This window comes from Streptomyces sp. NPDC046727 (assembly GCF_040645635.1).
In the GTDB taxonomy this organism is placed as follows: domain Bacteria; phylum Actinomycetota; class Actinomycetes; order Streptomycetales; family Streptomycetaceae; genus Streptomyces.
In genome coordinates this window covers 58,164-79,782 of record NZ_JBEYYR010000040.1, presented here as the reverse complement: position 1 = coordinate 79,782, position 21,619 = coordinate 58,164, and the positions used below count along the sequence as shown (strand labels likewise).

General features: G+C 73.8%; 15 protein-coding genes and 1 riboswitch. Of the genes, 5 read left to right on the top strand and 10 right to left on the bottom strand.

Features of this window, described 5'->3' with window-relative positions; genetic code table 11:
* The first annotated feature begins 70 nt into the window (after positions 1–70).
* Positions 71–802 carry a ZIP family metal transporter gene (locus tag ABZ937_RS35390; RefSeq protein ID WP_361698110.1) on the top strand — a complete coding sequence of 244 codons (732 nt, stop codon included), beginning with the start codon at positions 71–73 and terminating at the stop codon, positions 800–802.
* A 23-nt stretch (positions 803–825) separates the two neighbouring features.
* Here ABZ937_RS35390 and cobI read toward each other — a convergent pair whose 3' ends face one another.
* The 7 genes from cobI to ABZ937_RS35355 form a co-directional block, all read right to left on the bottom strand.
* Entirely contained in the window at positions 826–1,557 is a 732-nt protein-coding gene (cobI, locus tag ABZ937_RS35385; protein WP_361698108.1) for a precorrin-2 C(20)-methyltransferase, read from the bottom strand.
* Positions 1,554–2,933: a cobyrinate a,c-diamide synthase gene (locus tag ABZ937_RS35380; RefSeq protein ID WP_361698105.1), complete on the bottom strand. Its 1,380-nt coding sequence runs from the start codon at positions 2,931–2,933 to the stop codon at positions 1,554–1,556. Before ABZ937_RS35380 ends, cobI begins: the two co-directional genes overlap by 4 nt.
* Entirely contained in the window at positions 2,927–3,535 is a 609-nt protein-coding gene (gene cobO / locus ABZ937_RS35375) for a cob(I)yrinic acid a,c-diamide adenosyltransferase (RefSeq protein WP_361698103.1), read from the bottom strand. Before cobO ends, ABZ937_RS35380 begins: the two co-directional genes overlap by 7 nt.
* Positions 3,535–5,529 carry a putative cobaltochelatase gene (locus ABZ937_RS35370; RefSeq protein WP_361698101.1) on the bottom strand — a complete coding sequence of 665 codons (1,995 nt, stop codon included), beginning with the start codon at positions 5,527–5,529 and terminating at the stop codon, positions 3,535–3,537. The genes cobO and ABZ937_RS35370 overlap by 1 nt, the downstream gene beginning before the upstream one ends.
* 169 nt (positions 5,530–5,698) lie before the next feature.
* Positions 5,699–9,349, bottom strand: a complete 3,651-nt coding sequence (gene cobN, locus ABZ937_RS35365; RefSeq protein WP_361698099.1) for a cobaltochelatase subunit CobN — start codon at positions 9,347–9,349, stop codon at positions 5,699–5,701.
* A complete protein-coding gene (locus ABZ937_RS35360) occupies positions 9,346–10,854 on the bottom strand; it encodes a cobyric acid synthase (protein WP_361698097.1) in 1,509 nt (502 codons plus the stop codon). Before ABZ937_RS35360 ends, cobN begins: the two co-directional genes overlap by 4 nt.
* Complete coding sequence (locus ABZ937_RS35355) at positions 10,851–11,795, bottom strand: cobalamin biosynthesis protein (protein WP_361698095.1); 945 nt, start codon at positions 11,793–11,795, stop codon at positions 10,851–10,853. The genes ABZ937_RS35360 and ABZ937_RS35355 overlap by 4 nt, the downstream gene beginning before the upstream one ends.
* Before the next feature lie 100 nt (positions 11,796–11,895).
* A riboswitch (cobalamin riboswitch) is annotated at positions 11,896–12,038 on the bottom strand.
* A gap of 224 nt (positions 12,039–12,262) precedes the next feature.
* On the opposite strand from ABZ937_RS35355, the gene ABZ937_RS35350 reads away from it, so the two are divergent.
* A complete protein-coding gene (locus ABZ937_RS35350; RefSeq protein WP_361698144.1) occupies positions 12,263–12,607 on the top strand; it encodes a CU044_2847 family protein in 345 nt (114 codons plus the stop codon).
* On the top strand, positions 12,588–16,862 hold the full coding sequence (locus ABZ937_RS35345) for a serine protease (RefSeq protein ID WP_361698093.1): 4,275 nt from the start codon (positions 12,588–12,590) through the stop codon (positions 16,860–16,862). The genes ABZ937_RS35350 and ABZ937_RS35345 overlap by 20 nt, the downstream gene beginning before the upstream one ends.
* A 51-nt stretch (positions 16,863–16,913) precedes the next feature.
* Here ABZ937_RS35345 and ABZ937_RS35340 read toward each other — a convergent pair whose 3' ends face one another.
* The 3 genes from ABZ937_RS35340 to ABZ937_RS35330 all read right to left on the bottom strand — a co-directional run bounded on the left by ABZ937_RS35340 (position 16,914) and on the right by ABZ937_RS35330 (position 19,430).
* Positions 16,914–17,141, bottom strand: coding sequence for a hypothetical protein (locus ABZ937_RS35340; RefSeq protein ID WP_361698091.1), 228 nt, complete (start codon positions 17,139–17,141; stop codon positions 16,914–16,916).
* Positions 17,142–17,175: 34 nt separating this feature from the next.
* A complete protein-coding gene (locus tag ABZ937_RS35335; RefSeq protein WP_361698089.1) occupies positions 17,176–18,420 on the bottom strand; it encodes an inorganic phosphate transporter in 1,245 nt (414 codons plus the stop codon).
* 143 nt (positions 18,421–18,563) lie between these two features.
* Entirely contained in the window at positions 18,564–19,430 is an 867-nt protein-coding gene (locus ABZ937_RS35330) for a lysozyme (RefSeq protein WP_361698142.1), read from the bottom strand.
* Between the two features lie 212 nt (positions 19,431–19,642).
* On the opposite strand from ABZ937_RS35330, the gene ABZ937_RS35325 reads away from it, so the two are divergent.
* Together ABZ937_RS35325 and ABZ937_RS35320 are read left to right on the top strand one after the other, a co-directional pair.
* Positions 19,643–20,344 (top strand): class II aldolase/adducin family protein, encoded by a 702-nt coding sequence (locus tag ABZ937_RS35325; protein ID WP_361698087.1) that lies wholly within the window; start codon positions 19,643–19,645, stop codon positions 20,342–20,344.
* A gap of 80 nt (positions 20,345–20,424) precedes the next feature.
* Complete coding sequence (locus ABZ937_RS35320) at positions 20,425–21,549, top strand: alpha/beta fold hydrolase (RefSeq protein WP_361698085.1); 1,125 nt, start codon at positions 20,425–20,427, stop codon at positions 21,547–21,549.
* The last annotated feature ends 70 nt before the right edge of the window (positions 21,550–21,619 follow it).

Here is a 21,619-nt window from a genome sequence, read left to right as displayed (position 1 = left end):
CTCCTACAAGTCAGTACGTGAACGGCTGTCGGACATGCGCGAACGCCGGTCCATCGGATAGCAAGGGCCTATGGCGGTCTTCGTGGCGCTCGGCGCGTTCCTGATGACGCTGGCCGGCGGCTGGACGGCACAGCGCGTGACCGACCGCCGCCATCTGGTCCTGGGCCTGGCCGGCGGGCTGATGCTCGGCGTGGTCGGCCTGGACCTGCTGCCGGAGGCGCTGCACGCGGCCGACCGCGAGATCTTCGGCGTGCCGGCGGCCCTGCTGCTGTTCGTGGCCGGGTTCCTGCTGGCCCATCTGGTGGAGCGCACGCTGGCCGCCCGGCAGGCCGCGCACGGCGGCGCCGAGGGTCCGGGCCACCGGGCGCCGGAGGTGGGCCTCGCGGCAGCCGCCGCGATGGTGGGCCACAGCGCCATGGACGGCGTGGCGATCGGCGCGGCCTTCCAGGTCGGCGGCAGCATGGGCACGGCCGTGGCGCTCGCCGTGATCGCCCACGACTTCGCCGACGGCTTCAACACCTTCACCATCACCAGCCTGTACGGCAACGCGCGCCGCCGGGCCATCGGCATGCTGGTCGCCGACGCCTGCGCACCCCTGCTGGGCGCGCTGTCCACGGCCTTCTTCCGCATCCCCGAACCGGTGCTCGGCGGCTATCTCGGCCTCTTCGGCGGCGTACTGCTCTACCTCGCCGCCGCCGAGATCCTCCCCGAGGCCCACCACGAGCACCCGGCCCGCTCCACCCTGCTGTGCACGGTGGCCGGCGCCGCGTTCATCTGGCTGGTGGTCGGCATCTCCGGCTGACCCGGCCGACCGGGCGCCCGGTCTCACAGCTTCCCGCCCCGGCCGCCGTCCCGCCGCGGCGGCGCGATCAGCGTCGACAGGTACGGCAGCGGCGTCCCGTCCAGCTCCGCGGCCGGCCGCACCGACTCCTCGGGCAGCCCCAGCGCCGACCCCCACACGGCGTCCCCGAGCCGCCCGGTCTCCGCGAGCACCTCCGCGACCTCGGCGGCCTGCCGCCCGAACTTGTACGCCACGACCGTCCCGGGCCCGGCCAGCGCCTCCTTCAGCACGGCCGACCCGGCCGTCACCGGTACGAGGGTGAGCGGCTCGGTGCCCTCGGTCAGCACGGCCCCCGACCGCGCCGCCAGATCCTGCATGGCGGTGATCCCGGGCACCGTCTCCACGGCGACGCCCGGCACCAGCTCCCCGATGGTCTGCGCGAGATACGTGAACGTCGAGTACACGTTCGGGTCCCCGATGGTGGCGAACGCGACCGACGCGTGCTGTGCGAGCAGCTCGGCGACGCGCTGCCCGGCCGCGTCCCAGGCCGCCTCCCGCCGCGCCCGGTCGGTCCGCTCGTTCAGCGCGAACACCACCCGGACGATCTTCTCCGCGGGCACGTAGTGCAGCACCGTCGCCTCGGCGCGCCCGCGTTCCCCGGTGTCCATGACGGGCACGACGACGACATCGGCGGCCCGCAGCGCGTTGACCCCCTTGACGGTCACCAGCTCCGGATCACCGGGACCGACCCCGACTCCGACCAGCCTGCTGCTCATGACGTCCGGCACCTCTCCACGAACCGACGGGCGACACCGGGCCGGGACGCCCAGTGCGTGTGCAGATAACTCGCGTGCACGCCCTGCTGTACGAAACCTTCGACCCGCCTCACCGGGGCCCGCACGCCCCAGGCGGGAGCGGCACCGGCGCCCGGCTCGACGACGGTGCGGTGGAACTCGTGCCCGCGCATCCGCGTACCGGCCACCGCCAGCACACTGTCGCCGACGGCCACGGCGTCCCGGTAGCCGAGAGTCAGCCGCTCACTCATCCGCGCGGTGGCGTCCAGCACGCCGCACATGGGCTGCCCGTCCAGCTCCCGGCAGAGGTAGAGCAGCCCGGCGCACTCGGCGGCGACGGGGGCACCGCTCGACGCCAGCTCCGCGACGGCCTTGCGCAGCGGCTCATTGGCGGACAGCTCACCGGCGTACACCTCGGGGAAGCCGCCGCCGACGACCAGACCCGCGGTGCCTTCGGGAAGTTCCTCGTCCCGGAGCGGATCGAAGACGGCGACGTCGGCTCCGGCGGCGGCGAGCAGTTCGGTGTGCTCGGCGTAGGAGAAGGTGAAGGCCTCTCCACCGGCAACAGCGATTACGGGCCTTGGCCTCTCAGCCGACCGGGTCGGGTGGTCGTCGGTGGGCAAGGCGGGGGTCCAGGGGACGGAGCCGCCCGGGAGGTCGCCCGCAGTACGGGCAAGCGCTTCGAGGGCCTCCAGGTCACACCCCTGAGACACCAGCGCCGCCATCGCCTCGACAGCCTCCACCGCCGCTGACTGCCGTTCGGCAACCGGTACGAGCCCGAGGTGCCGCGACGGCGTCTCCACAGGCGCCGCCCGCCGCAACACACCCAGAACAGGCACCCCGGAGGAATCCAGCGCCTCCCGCAGCAGCTCCTCGTGCCGGTCCGAGGCGACCTTGTTCACGATCACACCCCCGACCCGCACCTCCGGATCCCAGGAGGCGAACCCGTGCACCAGCGCCGCCACCGACCGCGACTGCGAGGAGGCGTCGACCACCAGCACCACCGGCGCCCCGAGCAGCTTGGCGACATGAGCGGTGGACGCCAGTTCACCCTCCCCGGCGGCCCCGTCGTACAGCCCCATCACACCCTCGACCACGGCGAGATCGCACCCCCGCGCCCCGTGCAGGAACAGCGGAGCGACCAGCTCCGGCCCGCACAGGTACGCGTCCAGGTTGCGCCCCGCCCGCCCGGTCGCGAGGGCGTGATACCCCGGGTCGATGTAGTCCGGCCCGACCTTGTGCGGGGACACGGCGAGCCCCCGCGCGGCGAACGCGGCCATCAGACCCGTGGCGACGGTGGTCTTGCCGCTGCCGGACGACGGCGCGGCAATGACCAGCCGGGGAACGGACGTCACCACTCGATGCCCTTCTGGCCCTTCTGGCCCACGTCCATGGGGTGCTTGACCTTGGACATGTCGGTGACGAGGTCGGCGAGGTCGACGAGCTTCTCGGGCGCGTTCCGCCCGGTGATCACCACATGCTGCGTACCGGGCCGGTTCCGCAGCACCTCCACGACCTCGTCGGTGTCGACCCAGCCCCAGTGCATCGGGTACGCGAACTCGTCCAGCACGTACAGCCGGTACGTCTCGGCGGCCAGGTCCCGCTTGACCTGCTCCCAGCCCTCCCGGGCCTTCTCCTCGTTGGTCGAGTTGTCACCCTGGATGTCCCGCTGGACCCAGGACCAGCCCTCGCCCATCTTGTGCCAGTCGACGGTGCCGCCCTCGCCGGAGGCGCCGAGCACGCGCAGCGCGTTCTCCTCGCCGACCTTCCACTTCGCCGACTTGACGAACTGGAACACCCCGATGGGCCACCCCTGGTTCCAGGCGCGCAGCGCGAGCCCGAACGCGGCGGTGGACTTGCCCTTGCCGACGCCCGTGTGCACGACGACCAGTGGCCGGTTCCGGCGCTGACGGGTCGTCAGTCCGTCGTCCGGTACGACACTCGGCTGTCCCTGCGGCATTACGCGGCCCTCCTGCCCTGAATTCCCTTCACGAGCCCGGCGATCGAGTCCGCCCGCAGCTCGTCCAGCGTCACCGCCGTACCGCCCAGTTCACCGGCCAGCTGCCCGGCGAGCCCCAGCCGTACCGGCCCCGACTCGCAGTCCACGACCACGGACGCGACCCCTTCGGCCGCGAACAGCCGTGCCGCCCGCCCCGCGAGCGCCACCGGCTCCGGACCGCCCGTGGCCCGCCCGTCGGTCACCAGGACCACCAGCGCCCGGCGCGCCGGATCCCGCAGCCGCTCCACCCGCAGCACCTCGTGCGCCTTCAGCAGCCCGGCGGCGAGCGGCGTACGCCCACCGGTCGGCAGCGACTCCAGCCGCGCGGCGGCGGCATCGACGGAGGACGTCGGCGGCAGCGCCACATCCGCCGCCGACCCCCGGAAGGTCACGAGCCCCACCTTGTCCCGTCGCTGGTAGGCGTCCAGGAGCAGCGACAGCACGGCACCCTTCACGGCACTCATCCGCTGCCGCGCCGCCATCGACCCCGAGGCGTCCACCACGAACAGCACGAGGTTGCCCTCGCGCCCCTCCCGGGTCGCCTGCCGCAGATCGTCCCGGCGGAGCACCAGCCCCGGCCCGGAGCGCCCCCGCGCCCGCTGATGCGGCGCGGCGGCCTGCACGGTCGCGGCCAGATGCAGCTTGGTCAGCGTCCCCCGGGGCCGCCGGGCCCCGGTGGTCCGCCCGTGCTCGGTCCGCGCCCGCGACCGCCGCCCGGCGGCACCCTCACCGAGGCCCGGCACGCTCAGCACCTTCGTACGGAACGGCTCCGCGGCCCGTGCGGCCGCCTGCTCCTGCGCACCGGACGCCTGCGGCTGCCCGCCCTCACCGGCCTCGGGCCGCGCGGCGCTGCCGCCATCGCCCTGCGGACCGCTGTCGGGCGCCGGCTGCCCGCCGCCACCGGGACCGTCCGGGCCGGGGTCGTCGTCGCCCTCCCCGTCGTCCCCGGAGTGCTGCTCCAGCGTCTCGTCCAGCTTGTCCTCGTCCAGACCCGGCGCGTCGAACGGGTTCCGCCGCCGCCGGTGAGGCAGCGCCAGCAGCGCCGCCTGCCGTACGTCCTCCGCGAGGACGTCGGTCCGCCCGGCCCACGCGGCCAGCGCGGTCGCCGTACGCGCCATCACGATGTCGGCCCGCATGCCGTCCACCTCGAAGGCCGCACAGGTCGCCGCGATCTGCCGCAGCGCGCCGTCACCCAGCCGCACCTGCGGCAGCACCTCCCGCGCCGCCACGATCCGCTGCCGTACGGCGGCCTCCTCGTCGGCCCAGCGCGCGGCGAAGGCGGCGGGATCGTCGTCGTACGCCAGCCGGCGCCGGACGACCTCCACCCGCTGCTCCGGCTCCCGCGAGGCCGCGACCTCCACGGTCAGCCCGAACCGGTCCAGCAGCTGCGGGCGCAGCTCGCCCTCTTCGGGGTTCATGGTGCCGACGAGCAGGAACCGGGCAGCGTGCCGTACGGACACGCCCTCGCGCTCGACGTACGAGGCACCCATCGCCGCCGCGTCCAGCAGCAGGTCGACCAGGTGGTCGTGGAGCAGGTTCACCTCGTCGACGTAGAGGATGCCGCGGTGCGCGTCGGCCAGCAGGCCCGGCTCGAACGCCTTCACGCCCTCGGCGAGCGCCCGCTCGATGTCCAGCGCGCCGACCAGCCGGTCCTCGGACGCGCCGACGGGCAGCTCGACCATCCGCGCCGGCCGCTCGGCGCCGCCGCCGGCCTCGTGCGGCCCGTCCGGGCAGGCGGGGTCGGGGGAGGCCGGGTCACAGGAGAACCGGCACCCGGGCACCACGGCCACCTCCGGCAGCAGCGCCGACAGCGCGCGTACCGCCGTGGACTTCGCGGTGCCCTTCTCGCCGCGCACCAGCACACCGCCGACCGCCGGCGAAACGGCGTTCAGCAGCAGCGCGAGCCGCAGATCGTCCTGGCCGACGACGGCCGAAAATGGGAAGGGGGTAGTCACGCCGCGATCACTCCTTCGAGTGCCTTATGCAATGGCAGGGTGCCGCGAGCTGTGCAGGTTGCCAGACTGCTGCTCTGGTCCCTGCAGACGCGGGGGTGATCCCAAGTCGAACCCGTGGGCTCTGCGCGGGATGACGTGCTCCCCGCCGCTGCGGGGGTTGCCGGGGAGATCACTTTTCTCCCTCCAGATCGCCCTCAAGTTCGAGGTAGGTCGCGCGGAGCCGGTCCAGGGTCTCCTTGTCCGGCTCCGCCCAAAGGCCCCGGTCCGCTGCTTCCAGCAAGCGTTCCGTGATGCCCCTGAGCGCCCACGGGTTGGAATTGCGCATGAAGTCCCGGTTCTCCGGGTCGAAGACGTACTCCGCGCTGAGCTTCTCGTACATCCAGTCGTCGACCACGCCGGCCGTGGCGTCGTACCCGAACAGGTAGTCGACGGTCGCCGCCATCTCGAAGGCGCCCTTGTAGCCGTGCCGGCGCATGGCCGCCATCCAGCGCGGGTTCACCACCCGCGCCCGGAACACGCGGTGCGTCTCCTCGCCCAGCGTGCGGGTCTTCACCTGGTCCGGTACGGCGCTGTCGCCCACGTACGCCTCGGGGTTGGCGCCCGTCAGATGGCGGACCATGGCGACCATGCCGCCGTGGTACTGGAAGTAGTCGTCGGCGTCGACCAGGTCGTGCTCACGGGTGTCGACGTTCTTCGCCGCCACCGCGATCCGCTTGAACGCGGTCTCCATGTCCCCGCGCGCCGCCCGCCCGTCGAGCCCCCGCCCGTAGGCGTAGCCGCCCCAGACGGCGTACACCTCGGCCAGGTCCGCGTCGCTGCGCCAGTTGCGGGCGTCGATCAGCGGCAGCAGACCGGCGCCGTAGGCCCCCGGCTTCGAGCCGAAGACACGGGCCGTCGCCCGGCGGCGGTCGCCGTGCCCGGCGGTGTCCTCGTCCACGTGCGCCCGCACGAAGTTGGACTCGGCCGGCTCGTCCAGTTCGGCCACCGCCCGGACCGCGTCGTCGATCAGACCGACCACATGCGGGAACGCGTCGCGGAAAAAGCCGGAGATGCGGACGGTGACGTCGATGCGGGGCCGCCCCAGCTCGGCCAGGGGAATCACCTCGAACCCCGTCACCCGGCGCGAGGCCTCGTCCCACACCGGGCGGCAGCCCAGCAGCGCCAGGATCTCGGCGATGTCGTCGCCCTGGGTGCGCATCGCGGACGTGCCCCACACGGTGAGGCCCACCGACTTCGGGTACCCGCCGGTGTCCTGGAGGTACCGCTGGACCAGGGAGTCCGCCAGCGCCTGCCCGACCTCCCAGCTCAGCCGGGACGGAATGGCCTTGGGGTCGACCGAGTAGAAGTTCCGGCCCGTCGGCAGCACGTTGACCAGACCGCGGGTCGGCGAGCCCGAGGGACCGGCCGGCACGTAACCGCCGTCCAGGGCCCGCAGGATGTGCCCGATCTCGTCGGTGGTCCGCGCCAGCCGCGGTACGACCTCGTCGCACGCGAACTCCACCACGGCCTCCGCGTCGGGGAGTTCGGCGCCGAGCACGGCGCGCAGGACCGCGGGGACGACCGTACGGTCCCACGCCCGGGCCTCCATGCCCTCCGCGATCCGCCGGCACAGCTGCTCCAGCAGGTCGATCGCGTCGGCGGCCGTACGGGACGGGCCGTCGACCAGGTCGGTCAGCTCGACCGGCACCTTCACCGGCGCGCCCGGCTCGGCCAGCAGCTCCTTCTCCACGAGCCCGAAGTGCTCGGCCAGCGAGGCCCGCAGGCCCGGCAGCGCGTTGGCCTGCCCGCCCCACACCTGCGAGGCGCGCAGCACGGCGAGGACCAGGTTCACGCGCGGCTCGCCGACCGGACCGCCGCCCAGGATGTGCAGGCCGTCCCGGATCTGGACGTCCTTGATCTCGCACAGATAGCCGTCGATGTGCATGACGAACTCGTCGAACTCGTCGTCGTCCGGCTGCTCGGCCACGTGCAGGTCGTGGTGGAGTTCGGCCGCCTTGACCAGGGTCCAGATCTGGGCGCGGACGGCCGGGGCCTTCGCCGGGTCCAGGTCGGAGACGAGCGCGTACTCGTCCAGCAGCTGCTCCAGCTTGGCCAGGTCGCCGTAGGTGTCCGCGCGGGCCATCGGCGGCACCAGGTGGTCGACCACCGTGGCGTGCCCGCGCCGCTTGGCCTGGGTGCCCTCGCCGGGGTCGTTCACGATGAACGGGTAGATCAGGGGGAGGTCGCCGAGGACGGCGTCCGGCGCGCAGCCGGCGCCGAGCCCGAGGCCCTTGCCCGGCAGCCACTCCATCGTGCCGTGCTTGCCCATGTGCACGATCGCGTCGGCGCCGAAACTGTTCTCCAGCCACCGGTACGCGGCCATGTAGTGGTGGGACGGCGGCATGTCGGGATCGTGGTAGATCGCGATCGGGTTCTCCCCGAAGCCGCGCGGCGGCTGGATCATCACGACGACGTTCCCGAACCGGAGCGAGGCGAGGACGATGTCGTCGCCGTCCACGTACAGGCTGCCCGGCGGCTCGCCCCAGGCCTCCGTCATCGCGTCGCGCAGCTCCGGGTCCAGCTTCTCGAACCACGCCCGGTAGTCGGCCAGCGGCACCCGCGCGGGCGCGGCGGCCAGCTGCTCCTCGGTCAGCCACTCGACGTCGTGGCCGCCGGCCTCGATCAGCCGGTGGATCAGCTCGTCGCCGCCGGAGGGGTACTCGGTGAGGCCGTAGCCGGCCTCCCTGAGGGCGTCCAGGACCCGGACCGCCGACGCGGGGGTGTCCAGTCCGACCGCGTTGCCGACCCGGGAGTGCTTGGTCGGGTACGCCGTGAAGACCAGGGCGACCTTCTTCTCGGCGTTCGGCTTGTGCTTCAGCCGGGCGTGGCGCAGGGCGATTCCGGCCACCCGCGCGGCCCGCTCCGGGTCGGCGACGTACACCGGCACGTCGTCCGGGCCCTGCTCCTTGAACGAGAACGGCACGGTGATCAGCCGGCCGTCGAACTCCGGGATCGCGACCTGCATCGCCGCGTCCATGGGGGAGAGGGCCGCGTCCGACTCCGCCCACGCGGCCCGCGACGAGGTGAGGCAGAGGCCTTGCAGGACCGGGACGTTCAGGTCGGCGAGCGCCCCGATGTCCCAGGACTCCTCGTCACCGCCCGCCGAGGCCTGCGAGGCGTGCGTGCCGCCGGCCGCGAGCACCGTGGCCACCAGCGCGTCGGCCCGGGCCAGCAGCTCGTACAGCCCGGCGTCCGCGCCGCGCAGCGAACCGCAGTACACGGGAAGGGCGTTGGCGCCCTTCGCCTCGATCGCCTCGCACAGGGTGTCCACGAAGCCGGTGTTGCCGCTCAGCTCGTGCGCCCGGTAGAAGAGCACGCCCACGGTCGGCCGGCCGTCCCGGACCGGGTACGAGCCGTGCACGCCGTACTCGGGCATCTTCCGCGGCTCTTCGAAGCCCTCGCCGGTCAGCAGCACGGTGTCGGACAGGAACCGGGCCAGCTCGGTCAGGTTCGCGGGCCCGCCCTCGACCAGGTACTTCAGCGCCTCCGCGACCACACCGGCGGGCACGGACGACTCGGCCATCAGCTCGGCGTCCGGCACGGCCTCGCCGCCCAGCAGCACGGTCGGCAGGCCCGACGCCTTCAGCGCGGCCAGCCCGTCCTCCCAGGCCCGCTTGCCGCCCAGCAGCCGTACGACGGCGAGGTCCGCGCCCTCGATCAGGCCCGGCAGCTCCTCGGCGACGTCGACCCGGGTCGGGTTGCCGATGCGGTAGCCGGCGCCGGCGGCCCGGGCCGCCAGCAGATCCGTGTCGGCGGTCGACAACAACAACACTGTGCTCATGCGGGCGCTCCCGGTGGGATGAAAGGCAGTCCTTGCGGCGCGCCCGACTCGATGAGCCGCCAGAGCGCGTCCGTGTCCGCGTGCTGTTCGATCAGGTCGCCGAGCCGGTCGAGCTGCTCCTCGCGCAGCGCGGCGAAGGAGGTGTCCGGCGCGGGCACGAAGCGGCGGCCCGCGGCGGCGGCCACCTCGCGCAGGAAGGCCCGCCGGAAGCCGTCCGACTCCAGCGAGCCGTGCCAGTGGGTGCCCCAGGTCTGGCCGACCCGGCAGCCGTCCAGGAAGGCCTCGCCCCCGGCGACGGCGGCCACCCCGTGGTGGATCTCGTAGCCGTCGACCCGCTCGCCGAGGGCCTGGCCGCTCGGCCGGGTGAGGGTCTTCTCGCGGGCGAAGCGCACCCGGACGGGCAGCACGCCGAGCCCGGGGACGGCGCCGGCGCGGGACTCGACCTCGTCCTCGATGTGCTCGCCGAGGATCTGGAAGCCGCCGCAGATACCGAGGACCGGGCGGCCCTCCGCGGCTCTCCTGACGAGGGCGTCCGCCAGGCCCCGCTCGCGCAGCCACGCGAGCGCCCTGACCGTTCCCCGGGTCCCCGGGACGACGACGAGGTCGGCGTCCGCCAGCTCCTCCGGGCGGTCCACGAACCGGACCACGACGCCCGGTTCGGCGGCCAGCGCGTCCACGTCGGTGAAGTTGGACATGAGCGGGACCGCGCACACGGCGACCCGCAGCACGTCCTCGCCGACGGGCGGGGCGACGGTGGACTCCCGGACGGTCCCGCGCAGCGACACGCGCAGTCCGTCCTCCTCGTCGATGCCGAGCCCGTGCCGGAACGGGAGGACACCATAGGTGTGCCGCCCGGTCAGCCCGTGCAGCATGTCCAACCCCGGCTCCAGCAGGCTGACATCCCCGCGGAACTTGTTCACCAGGAAACCGGCGACCAGCTCCTGGTCCTCGGGCGAGAGCAGGGCGACGGTCCCGAAGAAGGAGGCGAACACGCCCCCGCGGTCGATGTCGCCGACGACCAGCACGGGCAGCCGCGCGTTCCTGGCGATGCCCATGTTGACGATGTCGGTGCGCCGCAGGTTGATCTCGGCCGGGCTCCCCGCCCCCTCACAGATCACCGCGTCATACGTGCCCCGCAACTCGGCCAGGCAGTCCAGCACCGTGCCGAGGAGCTGCTGCTGACGCCCGCCGTGGTACCCGCGCGCGCTCAGCTCGCCCACCGGCTTGCCCAGCAGCACCACCTGGCTGCTCTGCTCGCCGCCCGGCTTGAGCAGCACGGGGTTCATGAGCGCGGTCGGCTCGACCCGGCAGGCCTGCGCCTGCATCGCCTGAGCCCGCCCGATCTCGGCGCCCTCGCGCGTCACGAACGAGTTGAGCGACATGTTCTGCGCCTTGAACGGCGCGACCTTCACGCCCTGGCGTACCAGCCAGCGGCAGATGCCGGCCGTGACGACGCTCTTGCCGGCGTCGGAGGTGGTGCCGGCGACGAGGAGACCACCGTTCACTTCCCACGTCCTTTCAGGAGTGCGCGCGCGGCGACCGTGGTGCCGAGGGCGAGGAGGCCGACGCGGCGGGAGAGCCGTACGGCCCGGTCGATGTCGGTGACCCGGACCGGCCGGCCGGCGGCGCCGTTGAGCACGGGGCGGTGCTCGACCCGGCCGCCGTAGGAGAGGGTTCCGCCGAGGCGTACGCCGAGGGCGCCCGCGAAGGAGGCCTCCACGGGCCCGGCGTTGGGGCTCGGGTGCTTGCGTGCGTCGGCCTTCCAGGCGCGCAGGGCGCCCCGGGCATCGGGTCCGGCCGCGGCGGCGAGGACGGCGGTCAGCCGGGCCCCCGGCCAGCCGGCGACGTCGTCGAGGCGGGCGGAGGCCCAGCCGTAGCGCCGGTGGCGGGGCGACTTGTGGCCCACCATGGCGTCCAGGGTGTTGACCGCGCGGAACCCGAGGAGCCCCGGCACCCCGGCCACGGCGCCCCACACCAGCGCGCCCACGACGGCGTCGGAGGTGTTCTCGGCGACCGACTCGACCACGGCCCGGGCGATGCCGTCGGCGTCCAGCGCCTGCGGGTCCCGGCCGCACAGATGGGGCAGCCGGGCCCGGGCGGCCTCGACGTCCCCGGCCTCCAGCGCGCGCCCGACGGCGCGGGCCTCCCGGGCGAGCGACGTGCCGCCCACGACCGCCCAGGTGGCGGCGGCGGTCAGCGCGACGGAGGCGGCAGGCAAGGGGCGTACGGCGCGTACGGCCAGCGCGCCGAGAGCGACGGCGCCACCGGCGCACACGGCGGTGTGCAGCGCGCCCCAGCCGCGGTGGTCGTGCCACAACGCGCCTTCCACGGCTCCGGCCGCCCGGCCGAACGCGGCGACCGGATGCCCGCGGCGCGGATCGCCGAGGAGCAGGTCGCCCAGGACGCCGGCGGCGGCGCCGTACGCGTACGTGCGATCGGCACCCATCGGCTCAGCCGGCCGTGGGCACAGGAACGGGCCTGGTACGGGTCCTCGATGGGCAGCCGAGCATGGCGATATGTGTCCTCACTCAGGGTGTCCGCGCCCTGGTTCGACGTGAATCGGCGGTGAGAGTTCCTGGCTCCCGGGGGTTCTTCCCCGGTGACAGTGGCGGGACCGCGCCGGATTCGCACCGGCTTCCTCTCCTGCCGCCGTACATGGCCTGGGCAGTCCACCACGCCCCCGGAACGGCCGTCAACTTGCCTTTGACCTGGGATGCCGGACTGTGCTGAGGCCCACACCGCTAGCACGCCGGACGCCGCCGGACGGCCGGATCGCGGTGAATTCCCCTCGCGCGGACGGCATTCACCGCTCCCGCTTGTACTCACGCACCGTGAGCATCTGCAATAGCGCGTACGACTCATACGGGGCGCAACGGACGCGGGAGGGGACGCACAGTGGCGTATGTGGGCGAGATGCTGCTGGACGACGGCCAGATCGTGCTGTTGGAGGTGGCGGGCGAGGGCCCGGCGGGCGTGCAGCGGGTCTCGCGCGGCGGCGCGATGGCCGGGGCGGCCGAGACCCTCCAGCAGGCACTGACCCGGGTCCGCCCGGCACTCGGCGCGCTCGTCACCGAGGCCCGCACACTGGCGAGACCGCCCGAGTCCGTCACCGTCGAGTTCGGCATCACGGTGAGCGCCGAGGCCGGGGTGGTGGTGGCGCGCGGATCGACCGAGGCGCACTTCACGGTGAGCATGCAGTGGTCGAACACGGATCCGTCGGACATTCCGGGGCAGCGTGATGGCGAAAGCCGCTCCTGACGACGAACTCCCGCGCGGCATCGCACGCTTCTGGAGCGAGGACGGCCGGGTCACCGGCACCGGCTTCCTGGTCGCGGAACGCACGCTGTGCACCTGCGCGCACGTCGTCGCGAGCGCGCTCGGCGGCGACGAGTCGGCCACGACACCCCCCACGGCCCCGGTGTCCGTCGACTTCCCGCTGCTGCACCCGCCGTCCGCGCGCCGCACGGCGACCGTCACCCACTGGCGTCCGGTCACGGCGGACGGCGGCGGCGACATCGCCCTGCTGACCCTGGCGGAGACCGTCCCGGGCACGGCACCGGTCCGCTTCGCGGGCGGCACCGGCATGTGGGGCCACCCGTTCCGCGTCCTCGGCTTCCCGCACCGCACGGACGACCACGGGGTATGGGTGCGCGGCCGGCTCCGCGCCCCGGTCGGCAAGGGCTGGACGTCCATGGAGGCGGCGCCCGGATCCCCCTCGATCGCCCGGGGGTTCAGCGGATCGCCGGTGTGGGACACCGTGCAGGGCGGGGTGGTCGGCATGACCGTCGCCATGGAGCTGGGTGCCCCGGCGGCGACGGCGTACCTGATCCCGGCCGCCCTGCTGCTCGGCCTGGACCCCGACCTGCGTCCCTCCCCCTTCCGGGGCCTGGAGCCCTTCCGCGAACAGGACGCCCACGTCTTCTTCGCCCGCCGCGCGGACAGCGCCCGCATCGCCGACGCCGTCCGCACCCACCCCTTCGTGCCGGTGGCCGGAGCCTCCGGGGTCGGCAAGTCGTCCCTGGTGCGTGCCGGGGTGCTGCCCCTGCTCCGGTCGGCCGGCCACACGGTCACGGACTTCGCCGGGCAACCGGACACCGACCCGATCCGCACCCTCGCGGCCGCCCTGGCCGGCCAGTTCCCCGCCGCCCGCGACCTGGCCCGGGAACTCACCGGCGGCGACCGCGGCCGGACGGCGGTGCTGCTCGGCGCCCGCGTCCTGGAGCACGCCGGTACGGCCGGACACGTCGTCCTCCTGGACCAGTTCGAGGAGACCGTGGGCGCCCGCCCCGCCGACGCCCGCGCCCTCCTGGACGTCCTGCTGCCGATGACACGGGCCTGCCACCCGGAGGGCCGCCGCTTCCGGGTCCTGGCCACCCTGCGCTCGGCGTCCCTGGAGGAACTCGTCATGGGCGGCCGGGCCGAGGCCCTCAGCGGCACGGTCCAGATGATCGCGCCGATGACCCCGGCCCAGCTGGACGAGGTGGTGCGCCTGCCCGTCGCCGCCGTCCCCGGAGTGGAGTTCGAACCCGGCCTGGCCGAACGGATCGTCACGGACGCGGGCGGCGAGCCGGGCGCGCTGCCCCTGGTGGAGTTCGCCCTGGCGGAACTCTGGGAACGGCAGGCGCACGGCCGCCTCACGCACGCCGGGTACCGCGAGATCGGCGGGGTGGAGGGCGCGCTCGCCCGGTACGCGGACCAGCAGCTGACGCAGGTGTGCAAGGGGCCGGGCGGGGTGGACGAGGCGGTGGCCCGCCGCTTGTTCGAACGCCTCGCGCGGCCGGTGAAGGGCAAGGAGTACGCCCGGGTGGCGCGCGCCTTCGACCAGCTTCCGGACGAACTGCGCGCCGCCGCCCAGGCCTTGGCCGCGACCCGGCTCCTCGTCATCGCCCGGGACAGCGCGGGCCGCGAGACGGTCGCCCTGGCCCACGAGGCGCTGGTACGGCAGTGGCCGACCCTGCGGGGCTGGCTGGACGAGTCCCGGGACTTCCTGGCCTGGCACGAACGCCTGCGGGGACGGCTGCGGGAGTGGGAGGAGGGCGAGCGCCACCCCGACCTGCTGCTGCGGGGCTCCGAGGTCACGGCGGCCCGGGGCAGGGAGACCGAGCGGCCGGACGAGATCTCCCTGGCCGAGCGGGAGTTCATCGAGCTGAGCCGGCAGCACCGGCGGCGCGCGCTGTGGCGGGGGCGCGGGGCGGTGGCGCTGGTGGCGTGCCTCGCCGTGCTGGCGTTGACGGCGGGCGTCGTGGTCGTCCACCTCGTCAACGGCGGGAAGCGGAGCGACCGGCAGGAGGCGGCACGCAGGCTGGCGAGCTATGCGGAGAGCCGGGCCGCCGACGATCCGGTGGACGCGGCCCTGCTGGCGCTCGCCGCACGCCGGACCAGCGATGTGCCCGAGGCGCGGCGCGCGGTCCTGCGGACGTCCTTGCCGCTGTCGAAGGCGCTGCGGATCCATCGGGTGCTGCCGGAGGGCTCGGTGCAGACGACGGCGGCTTCGGCGGACGGGCGGGTGCTGGCCGTGCTGCGGCGCGGGAACGACGGCAAGCCGCGCGTTCTGGTGTTCCGGCTCGGGGACGACGGCGAGGTGTCGCGACAGAGGACTCCCGAGGACGTGCCGGGGGAGGCCGACACGGTGGCCGTCAGCGACGACGGTACGAAGATCGCGGCCGCCGGCCGGGACGGGGCGGTACGGGTGTGGCGGACGGGGCGGGCGAAGGCGGTCGCGTGGTGGGAGTGGGATCCTGCCGCTCAGGACTGGAGCAGTTCCTACCTGGACTTTTCGCAGCGGGGGGACCTCCTGCTGCACGGGGACTCCGAGAGCCAGGTGTGCGACGAGGAGGACATGGACCGGCACTGGTACATCCGGGATGTCGCGAAGGAGCGCCGGCGCGCCTTCCCCCGCGGGCTTTTCGTGCCCGGTGAGTGTGTGACCGGCGTGGCGCTGCCCGCGGGCGGCGCGCGGGACCGGGTGAGCGCCGTACGCACCAAGGACGTGGGGACGGGGAACGAGGAGAAGACCGTGTACCGCCTGGTCGACGGCGCACTGTCCGGGGGAGCGGCCCCCGCGCCGGGACCGCTGCTGGCAGGGGCGCTGCTGGGGCCCGGCGGCAGGGTGGCCGTTCGGCAGCCGGGCAGTGGCCGTTCCTGGATCGTGCGCACGCGGGACGGTGTGGATCACCCGAGCCGGGCGGACTTCGACCACATGGACCATCCCGTGGAGACCAGCGGGCGCTTCGTCCTCATGGCCGACAGAGCGCCCGGTGGCGACGACGGGGCGGCGGGGAACCGTGACGCGATGCGGTTGGTGGTCGCGGACAGCGAGACGGGGAGCCGGTACGGCACGGTCGTTCCCTTCCGGGTGCGCATGGACGGCCTGACAGTCGTGCCCCGGACGCGTCAGCGGGCGCCGCTGGTGTACGCGGTCGAGGAGCGGAACGTCCTGGTGTTCTCGACGGAGCGCACCGCACACCCGCTCGCCGACATGGGCGACGACACGGAACGAGTGGCCTTCGGTCCCTTGGGCGCACGCCTTGTCGACATCGTCATGCATTCCCCGCCCGACGAGCCGGGGTTCACGTACAGCCTGGTGAGCAGGGCGGGCAGGAGGCCGGTGGAGAAACGGCTGGAACCGGATGTCAGCGTCAGGGGTGCTGTCGTCGCCGCCGACGGCCGTCACGTGATGATCTGGGGCAGTGACTGGTGGCAGCTGCGGACCCTGCCCGGTCTGGAGGAGTACCGGAAGGGTCGCTCCGACCTCGCGGACGGAATCGAAGGCGTCTCGCCCCTGGGGGCGAAGGACTTCCTACTGGTCCAGAGCACGGGCCTGGCCCGGGTGTCCGGAACCGACGGTGGCCGGCACCACCTCGTACGGCCGGACTGCCCGCCCGACCACACCGGCACGAACCCCCGTGCCTGCGTCGCGGCGGCCGGCCTGCGCGACGAGCGGATCATGATCGTCCGGCGGAACGGGGAGGCCGCGCTGTGGGGTCGCGACGGACGGCAGCAGGGTCCGACGGCACACCTCAGCCGGCTCGACACCACCGGCTGGTTCACCGCGAGTGTGGTCCTCGCGCCGGATGCTCGGATCGCCGCGGTCACGACCGCCGAGGGCGTCTTCCTCTGGTGGCCCGGCACGGGCCGCAGCAGGCAGCTGGCGTCCGAGGCGTGGGCCCATGGCCCGTTCAGCGCTGACGGGCGGCGACTCGTGCTGTTGCGCGGCACGGCCGAGAGAGGCCCGGGACAGAACCTTGAGCTGTGGGACACCGGCGGTGGCGAGCCGCTCGCCACGCTGCACCTCTGGTCGCCCTGGCAGCAGCTGCGGCTGGACAAGAACCGGATCACCGCGGAGTCCGCGCTCGGCCAGGTGACCCTTCCCCTGGACCCGCTGTACGGCGGCGGGAACCGCCTCTGCTCCGTCCTCGCCACGTACCCCGTCAGCGACCTGGGCGATCTCCTGAAGGCGGGCGAGGCACTGCCCGCCGCCGCAGACACGCGTCAGCCCTGCCGGTCCCGCTGAAGCGGTGGCCGGCAGGGCCGATGTCATGGTCCTGCTGTCAGGTCCTGGCCGTCAGGGCTTGGCCACGATCAGATAGATCCCGTACACCACCGCCGCCGCACAGGCCGCGAAGCACACGTACGCACCGGTCACCGCCAGTGCGGCGGACCCGCCCTGGGCCGCGGCCTTCTCGCGGCGCGACAGGCCGTTGACGCCGAGGGTGAACAGGGCCACCAGGCCCACCGTGAACGCGAGGCTGACGCCGAAGACGGAGCCGAGAGCCGCCCAGTCGATCTTCATGGGGATGCTTCCTTCAGTAACCGTGTGCTCGGGGTCAGACCGCGGCGGCCGGCGGGGTGGCCGGGGCCGGCTCGGCGGCCGGGGAGGGGATCGTGGCCGTCAGGTCCTCGGTGACCGTGCCGGCGGGCGGCGGGGTCACGGCGGCGATGGCGGTGGTGACCACACCGGCCGGCTCGTCGCTCTCCGCGACCACGTTGGTGTGGTCGACGACCTCGCGGCGGGAGATCTTCCAGATCGCGGCGCTCGCGGAGACCAGGAAGACGGCGACGACGGCGGTACCCCAGTCACCGAGGTCGGTGACGGACTCGGCGCCCGCGCCGACCAGCGCGGCGGCCGGGAGGGTGAGCGCCCAGGCGGCGAACATGCGGGTCGCGGTGGACCAGCGGACGACGCCGCCCTTGCGGCCGAGGCCCGCGCCCATCACCGAGCCGGAGACGACATGGGTGGTGGAGAGGGAGAAGCCGAGGTGGGAGGAGGCCAGGATGGCGGTCGCGGCGCTGGTCTGGGCGGCGAAGCCCTGGCGCGGCTCCAGGTCGGTCAGGCCCTTGCCCATGGTGCGGATGATGCGCCAGCCGCCGATGTAGGTGCCGAGCGCGATGGCCAGGCCGGCGGAGAGGATCACCCAGGTGGGAGGGTTGGAGCCGGGGGCGATGGCGCCGCCCGCGATCAGGGCGAGGGTGATGATGCCCATCGTCTTCTGGGCGTCGTTGGTGCCGTGCGCGAGGGAGACCAGACCGGCGGAGGCGATCTGGCCGGCGCGGTAGCCCTTGCGGGTGGCCTCGCCCTCGGCGGTGCCGCCGATGCCGTAGGAGAACCGGGTGGCCAGGAGCGAGGCGAGGCCCGCGACGATCGGCGCGGCGACCGCCGGGAGCAGCACCTTGGTGACCAGGACGTCACCGTGGACGGCGCCGAAACCGGCGGAGGCGACGGTGGCGCCGACCAGGCCGCCCATCAGGGCGTGCGAGGAGCTGGAGGGCAGGCCCACCAGCCAGGTCAGCAGGTTCCAGAGGATCGCGCCGACCAGGGCGGCGAAGATGACCTCGGGACGGATGCCGGTCTCGTCGACGAGACCCTTGGAGATCGTGTTCGCGACCTCCACGGAGAGGAAGGCGCCCACAAGATTGAGGGCGGCGGACATGGCCACCGCGATCTTGGGCTTCAGGGCGCCTGTGGAGATGGTGGTCGCCATCGCGTTCGCGGTGTCGTGGAAACCGTTCGTGAAATCGAACGCGAGAGCGGTCACCACCACAATCGCGAGGATCAGCGAGAAGCTTTCCATTTACCCAGGCAATCGTTCGAGGTCATTGGCTGGACGAACGTAGGCAACCTGGGTGAACGGAAGGTGAACTGAGACGGGCGTGGGGGTGTCAGTAACGCGGGTTTGAGGTTCCGCTTTGCCCTCTCGGCCCATGCGCCCCTTGGCTATCTGCCCCGCGCCAGGACCCCCAGCCGGGTCAGGGACCCGTTGAAGAGATTCTGGTCACCCGGCAGCGCGCCCTTGATGCCGTACTGCCAGAACGTCCAGTACCGCCAGCCGCCCGGCAGCGTGCCCGGCCGTGCGGTGCCGTGGTGGGCGATCCACAGGGGGTGGGAGGAGGAGAAGGCGCGGCTGTTCCCGGTGCACTGTTCCCACCACTGGGTCGTGGTGTAGATCACCGGGCGGCGGCCGGTCTCCCGCTTGATCTCGTCGCTGAACGACCGGATCCAGCTGACCAGCCGGTCCTTGCTCAGCCCGTAGCAGGTCTGCTTCTCACTGTACGGGTTGTCCTCGATGTCGAGCGCGGGCGGCAGCGTCCAGCCGTCCGCCTGCCAGCCGCCGCCGTGCCGCACGAGGTGCGCGGCCTGCCGGGCGCCGGAGGACCGGTCGGGCCGGGCGAAGTGGTACGCGCCCCGGATCAGGCCGGCCTTGCGGGCGTCGGCGTACTGCCCGGCGAAGTAGGGGCTGCGGTAGTCCGTGGACTCGGTCGCCTTGACGTAGACGAACCGGGCGCCGTTCGCCCGCGAGGCGGACCAGTCGACGCTCTCCTGGTGCGAGGACACGTCGTGCCCTCGGGGCCGGCTGGTCGCCAGCTCCGGCGCCGGCGCCGGCAGGACGGCGGACTCCCGCGTTCCGGTCGCCTCCGCCGCGGCTGTGTCCGCCGGCCCGGCCGACACCGGTGGTGCCGCCGACGCCGGGGGTACCACCGGCTCGGCCGACGCGGTCGCGGTGCCGGTGAGGGTGAGGGCCGCCGCCGTGGCCGCCGCGAGGACACCGGCGCGGTGGCGGACGAGGGTGCGTGCACGGGCCATGCGTCTCCCCGGGGTGACGGACGACAGCCCCTCGCCCTCGCGGGCGGCGGCGATCGTCCAGTGGGCAAGAGAGATCATTGAAGGCCCGCCGAGCACCGAACCCGCGCCGATTCCAGGCGTTTCGCGGCGAGATCCGCTCGTCCGGCCGTACGATTCCGGACCGGACCGCCCGGGGCGCCCGCTCCCCGCCGTCCGGCTGGCAGGATCGCCGCATGGCTGAACCGCGGCGGAACACCGAAGACGGGCGACACGGCGCGCACCGGGAGGTGCACCAGGACGAGGCACGGCTCTGGGCGGAACTCGTCGCGACGGCGCGCCGGTCCGTCGCCGACGGGCTGGTGGTCGGCACCTCGGGCAACGTCTCCGCCCGCATCGGGGACCTCGTGCTGGTCACCCCGTCGGGCGTCCCCTACGACCGGCTCACCCCGGCCGACATCACCGGCGTCGACCTCACCGGACGCCGGGTGCTCGGCACGCTCGTGCCGACCAGCGAGCTGCCCATGCACCTCGCCGTCTACCGCACCACCGACGCCCGCGCGATCGTCCACACCCACGCCGTGCACGCGACGGCGGTCTCCACGCTGGTGCCCGAGCTTCCCCTGGTCCACTACATGGCCGCCGCCCTCGGCGGCCCCGTCCGGGTCGCCCCCTACGCCACCTACGGCACCGACGAACTGGCCGAGCACATGCTCCGCGCCCTCGCCGGCCGCTCCGGCTGCCTGCTGCAGAACCACGGCACGATCACCTACGGCGCCACCCTCGACCAGGCCTACGACCGCACCGCCCAACTGGAGTGGATGTGCCGCCTGTGGCTGACGGCGTCCTCGCTGCCGGGCCGGACCCCGACCCTCCTGACGGAGACCCAGCTGGCCGAGGTCGGGCAACGCCTGAAGGGCTACGGCCAACAGGGGTGAACCGCGCGGAGCACTCCCGCCCGTCCCCTCACCGCACCCCTCCACTGGCCAGTGACGGCGAGCGCCACGACACTGGAGCCGTGCGTACCGCAAAGGCGACCGCCACCGCACTCACCGCCGTCCTGGCCGCCGGCACGGCTTCCGTGGCCGTCGGCCGGTTCGCCAGCGACGCCGCGCTGAAGGCGCCCGCGGGCCGTCCCCTGCCGACCGAGCCCCGCCTCACCGTGCACGGCACGGCCGCCGGCCAGGTCACGCTCACCCGGCACCTGGCCGCCCTGCGCCCCGGCACCTACGGGCTCGCCGGCGACGGCTCCCACGCGGTCGTCGGCCCCGTCCTGGAGGCTCCGCACACCGCGGACACCGTCGTACGCCGCCTGGAACGCGTCACCCACGGCACCCTCGCCGCCGGTGACGCGGTCTGGCTCACCCCCAACCTGTACGTCGGCAACCCCGGCGCCGCCCTCGGCCTGGACCACGCCGACGTCGACGTGCCCGGCGAACTCGGCCCCCTGCCCGCCTGGTTCGTGCCGAGCCACCGCGACACCTGGGTGATCGCCGTGCACGGCCTCGGCACCACCCGGGAACACACCATGAACGTCATGGGCTTCCTGCACGCCCGCCGGCTGCCCGTCCTCGCCCTCTCCTACCGCGGCGACCTCGGCGCCCCGCGCCCGCCGGACGGGCTGAACCATCTCGGCGAGACCGAGTGGCGGGACGTCGAGGCGGCGATCCGCTACGCGGTCCGCTACGGCGCCCGCCGGGTCGTCCTCCTCGGCTGGTCCACCGGCGCCACCATGGCCCTGCGCGCCGCCGAGCACTCCGTGGACCGCGACCGCATCGCCGGGCTCGTCCTCGACTCGCCGGTGCTCAGCTGGGAGGCCACGCTGCGCGCCCTGGCCCGGGCCCGCCACACCCCGCAGCCGCTGCTGCCGCTCGCCGTGCGGGCCGCGCAGGGCCGGGCCGGCCTGCACGCCGACCGGATCACCGAGACCGCCGACCCCGCCCGGCTCCAGGTCCCCACCCTGGTCATCCACGGCCCGGACGACGAGGTCGCCCCGTGGGAGTTCTCCCGCAGGCTCGCCCGGCGCCGCCCCGGCCTCGTCGCCCTGCACACCGTCGCGCACGCCCCGCACGCCGCGATGTGGAACGCGGACCCCAAGGAGTACGAGGAACGGCTGCGCCGGTTCCTGACGCCCCTGATGTGACGCCCCGTGCCGAGACCGGCGGCACCGGCGCGAGGCATTCCGTTTAAGGCCGTACGACTGGCTTGTTCAT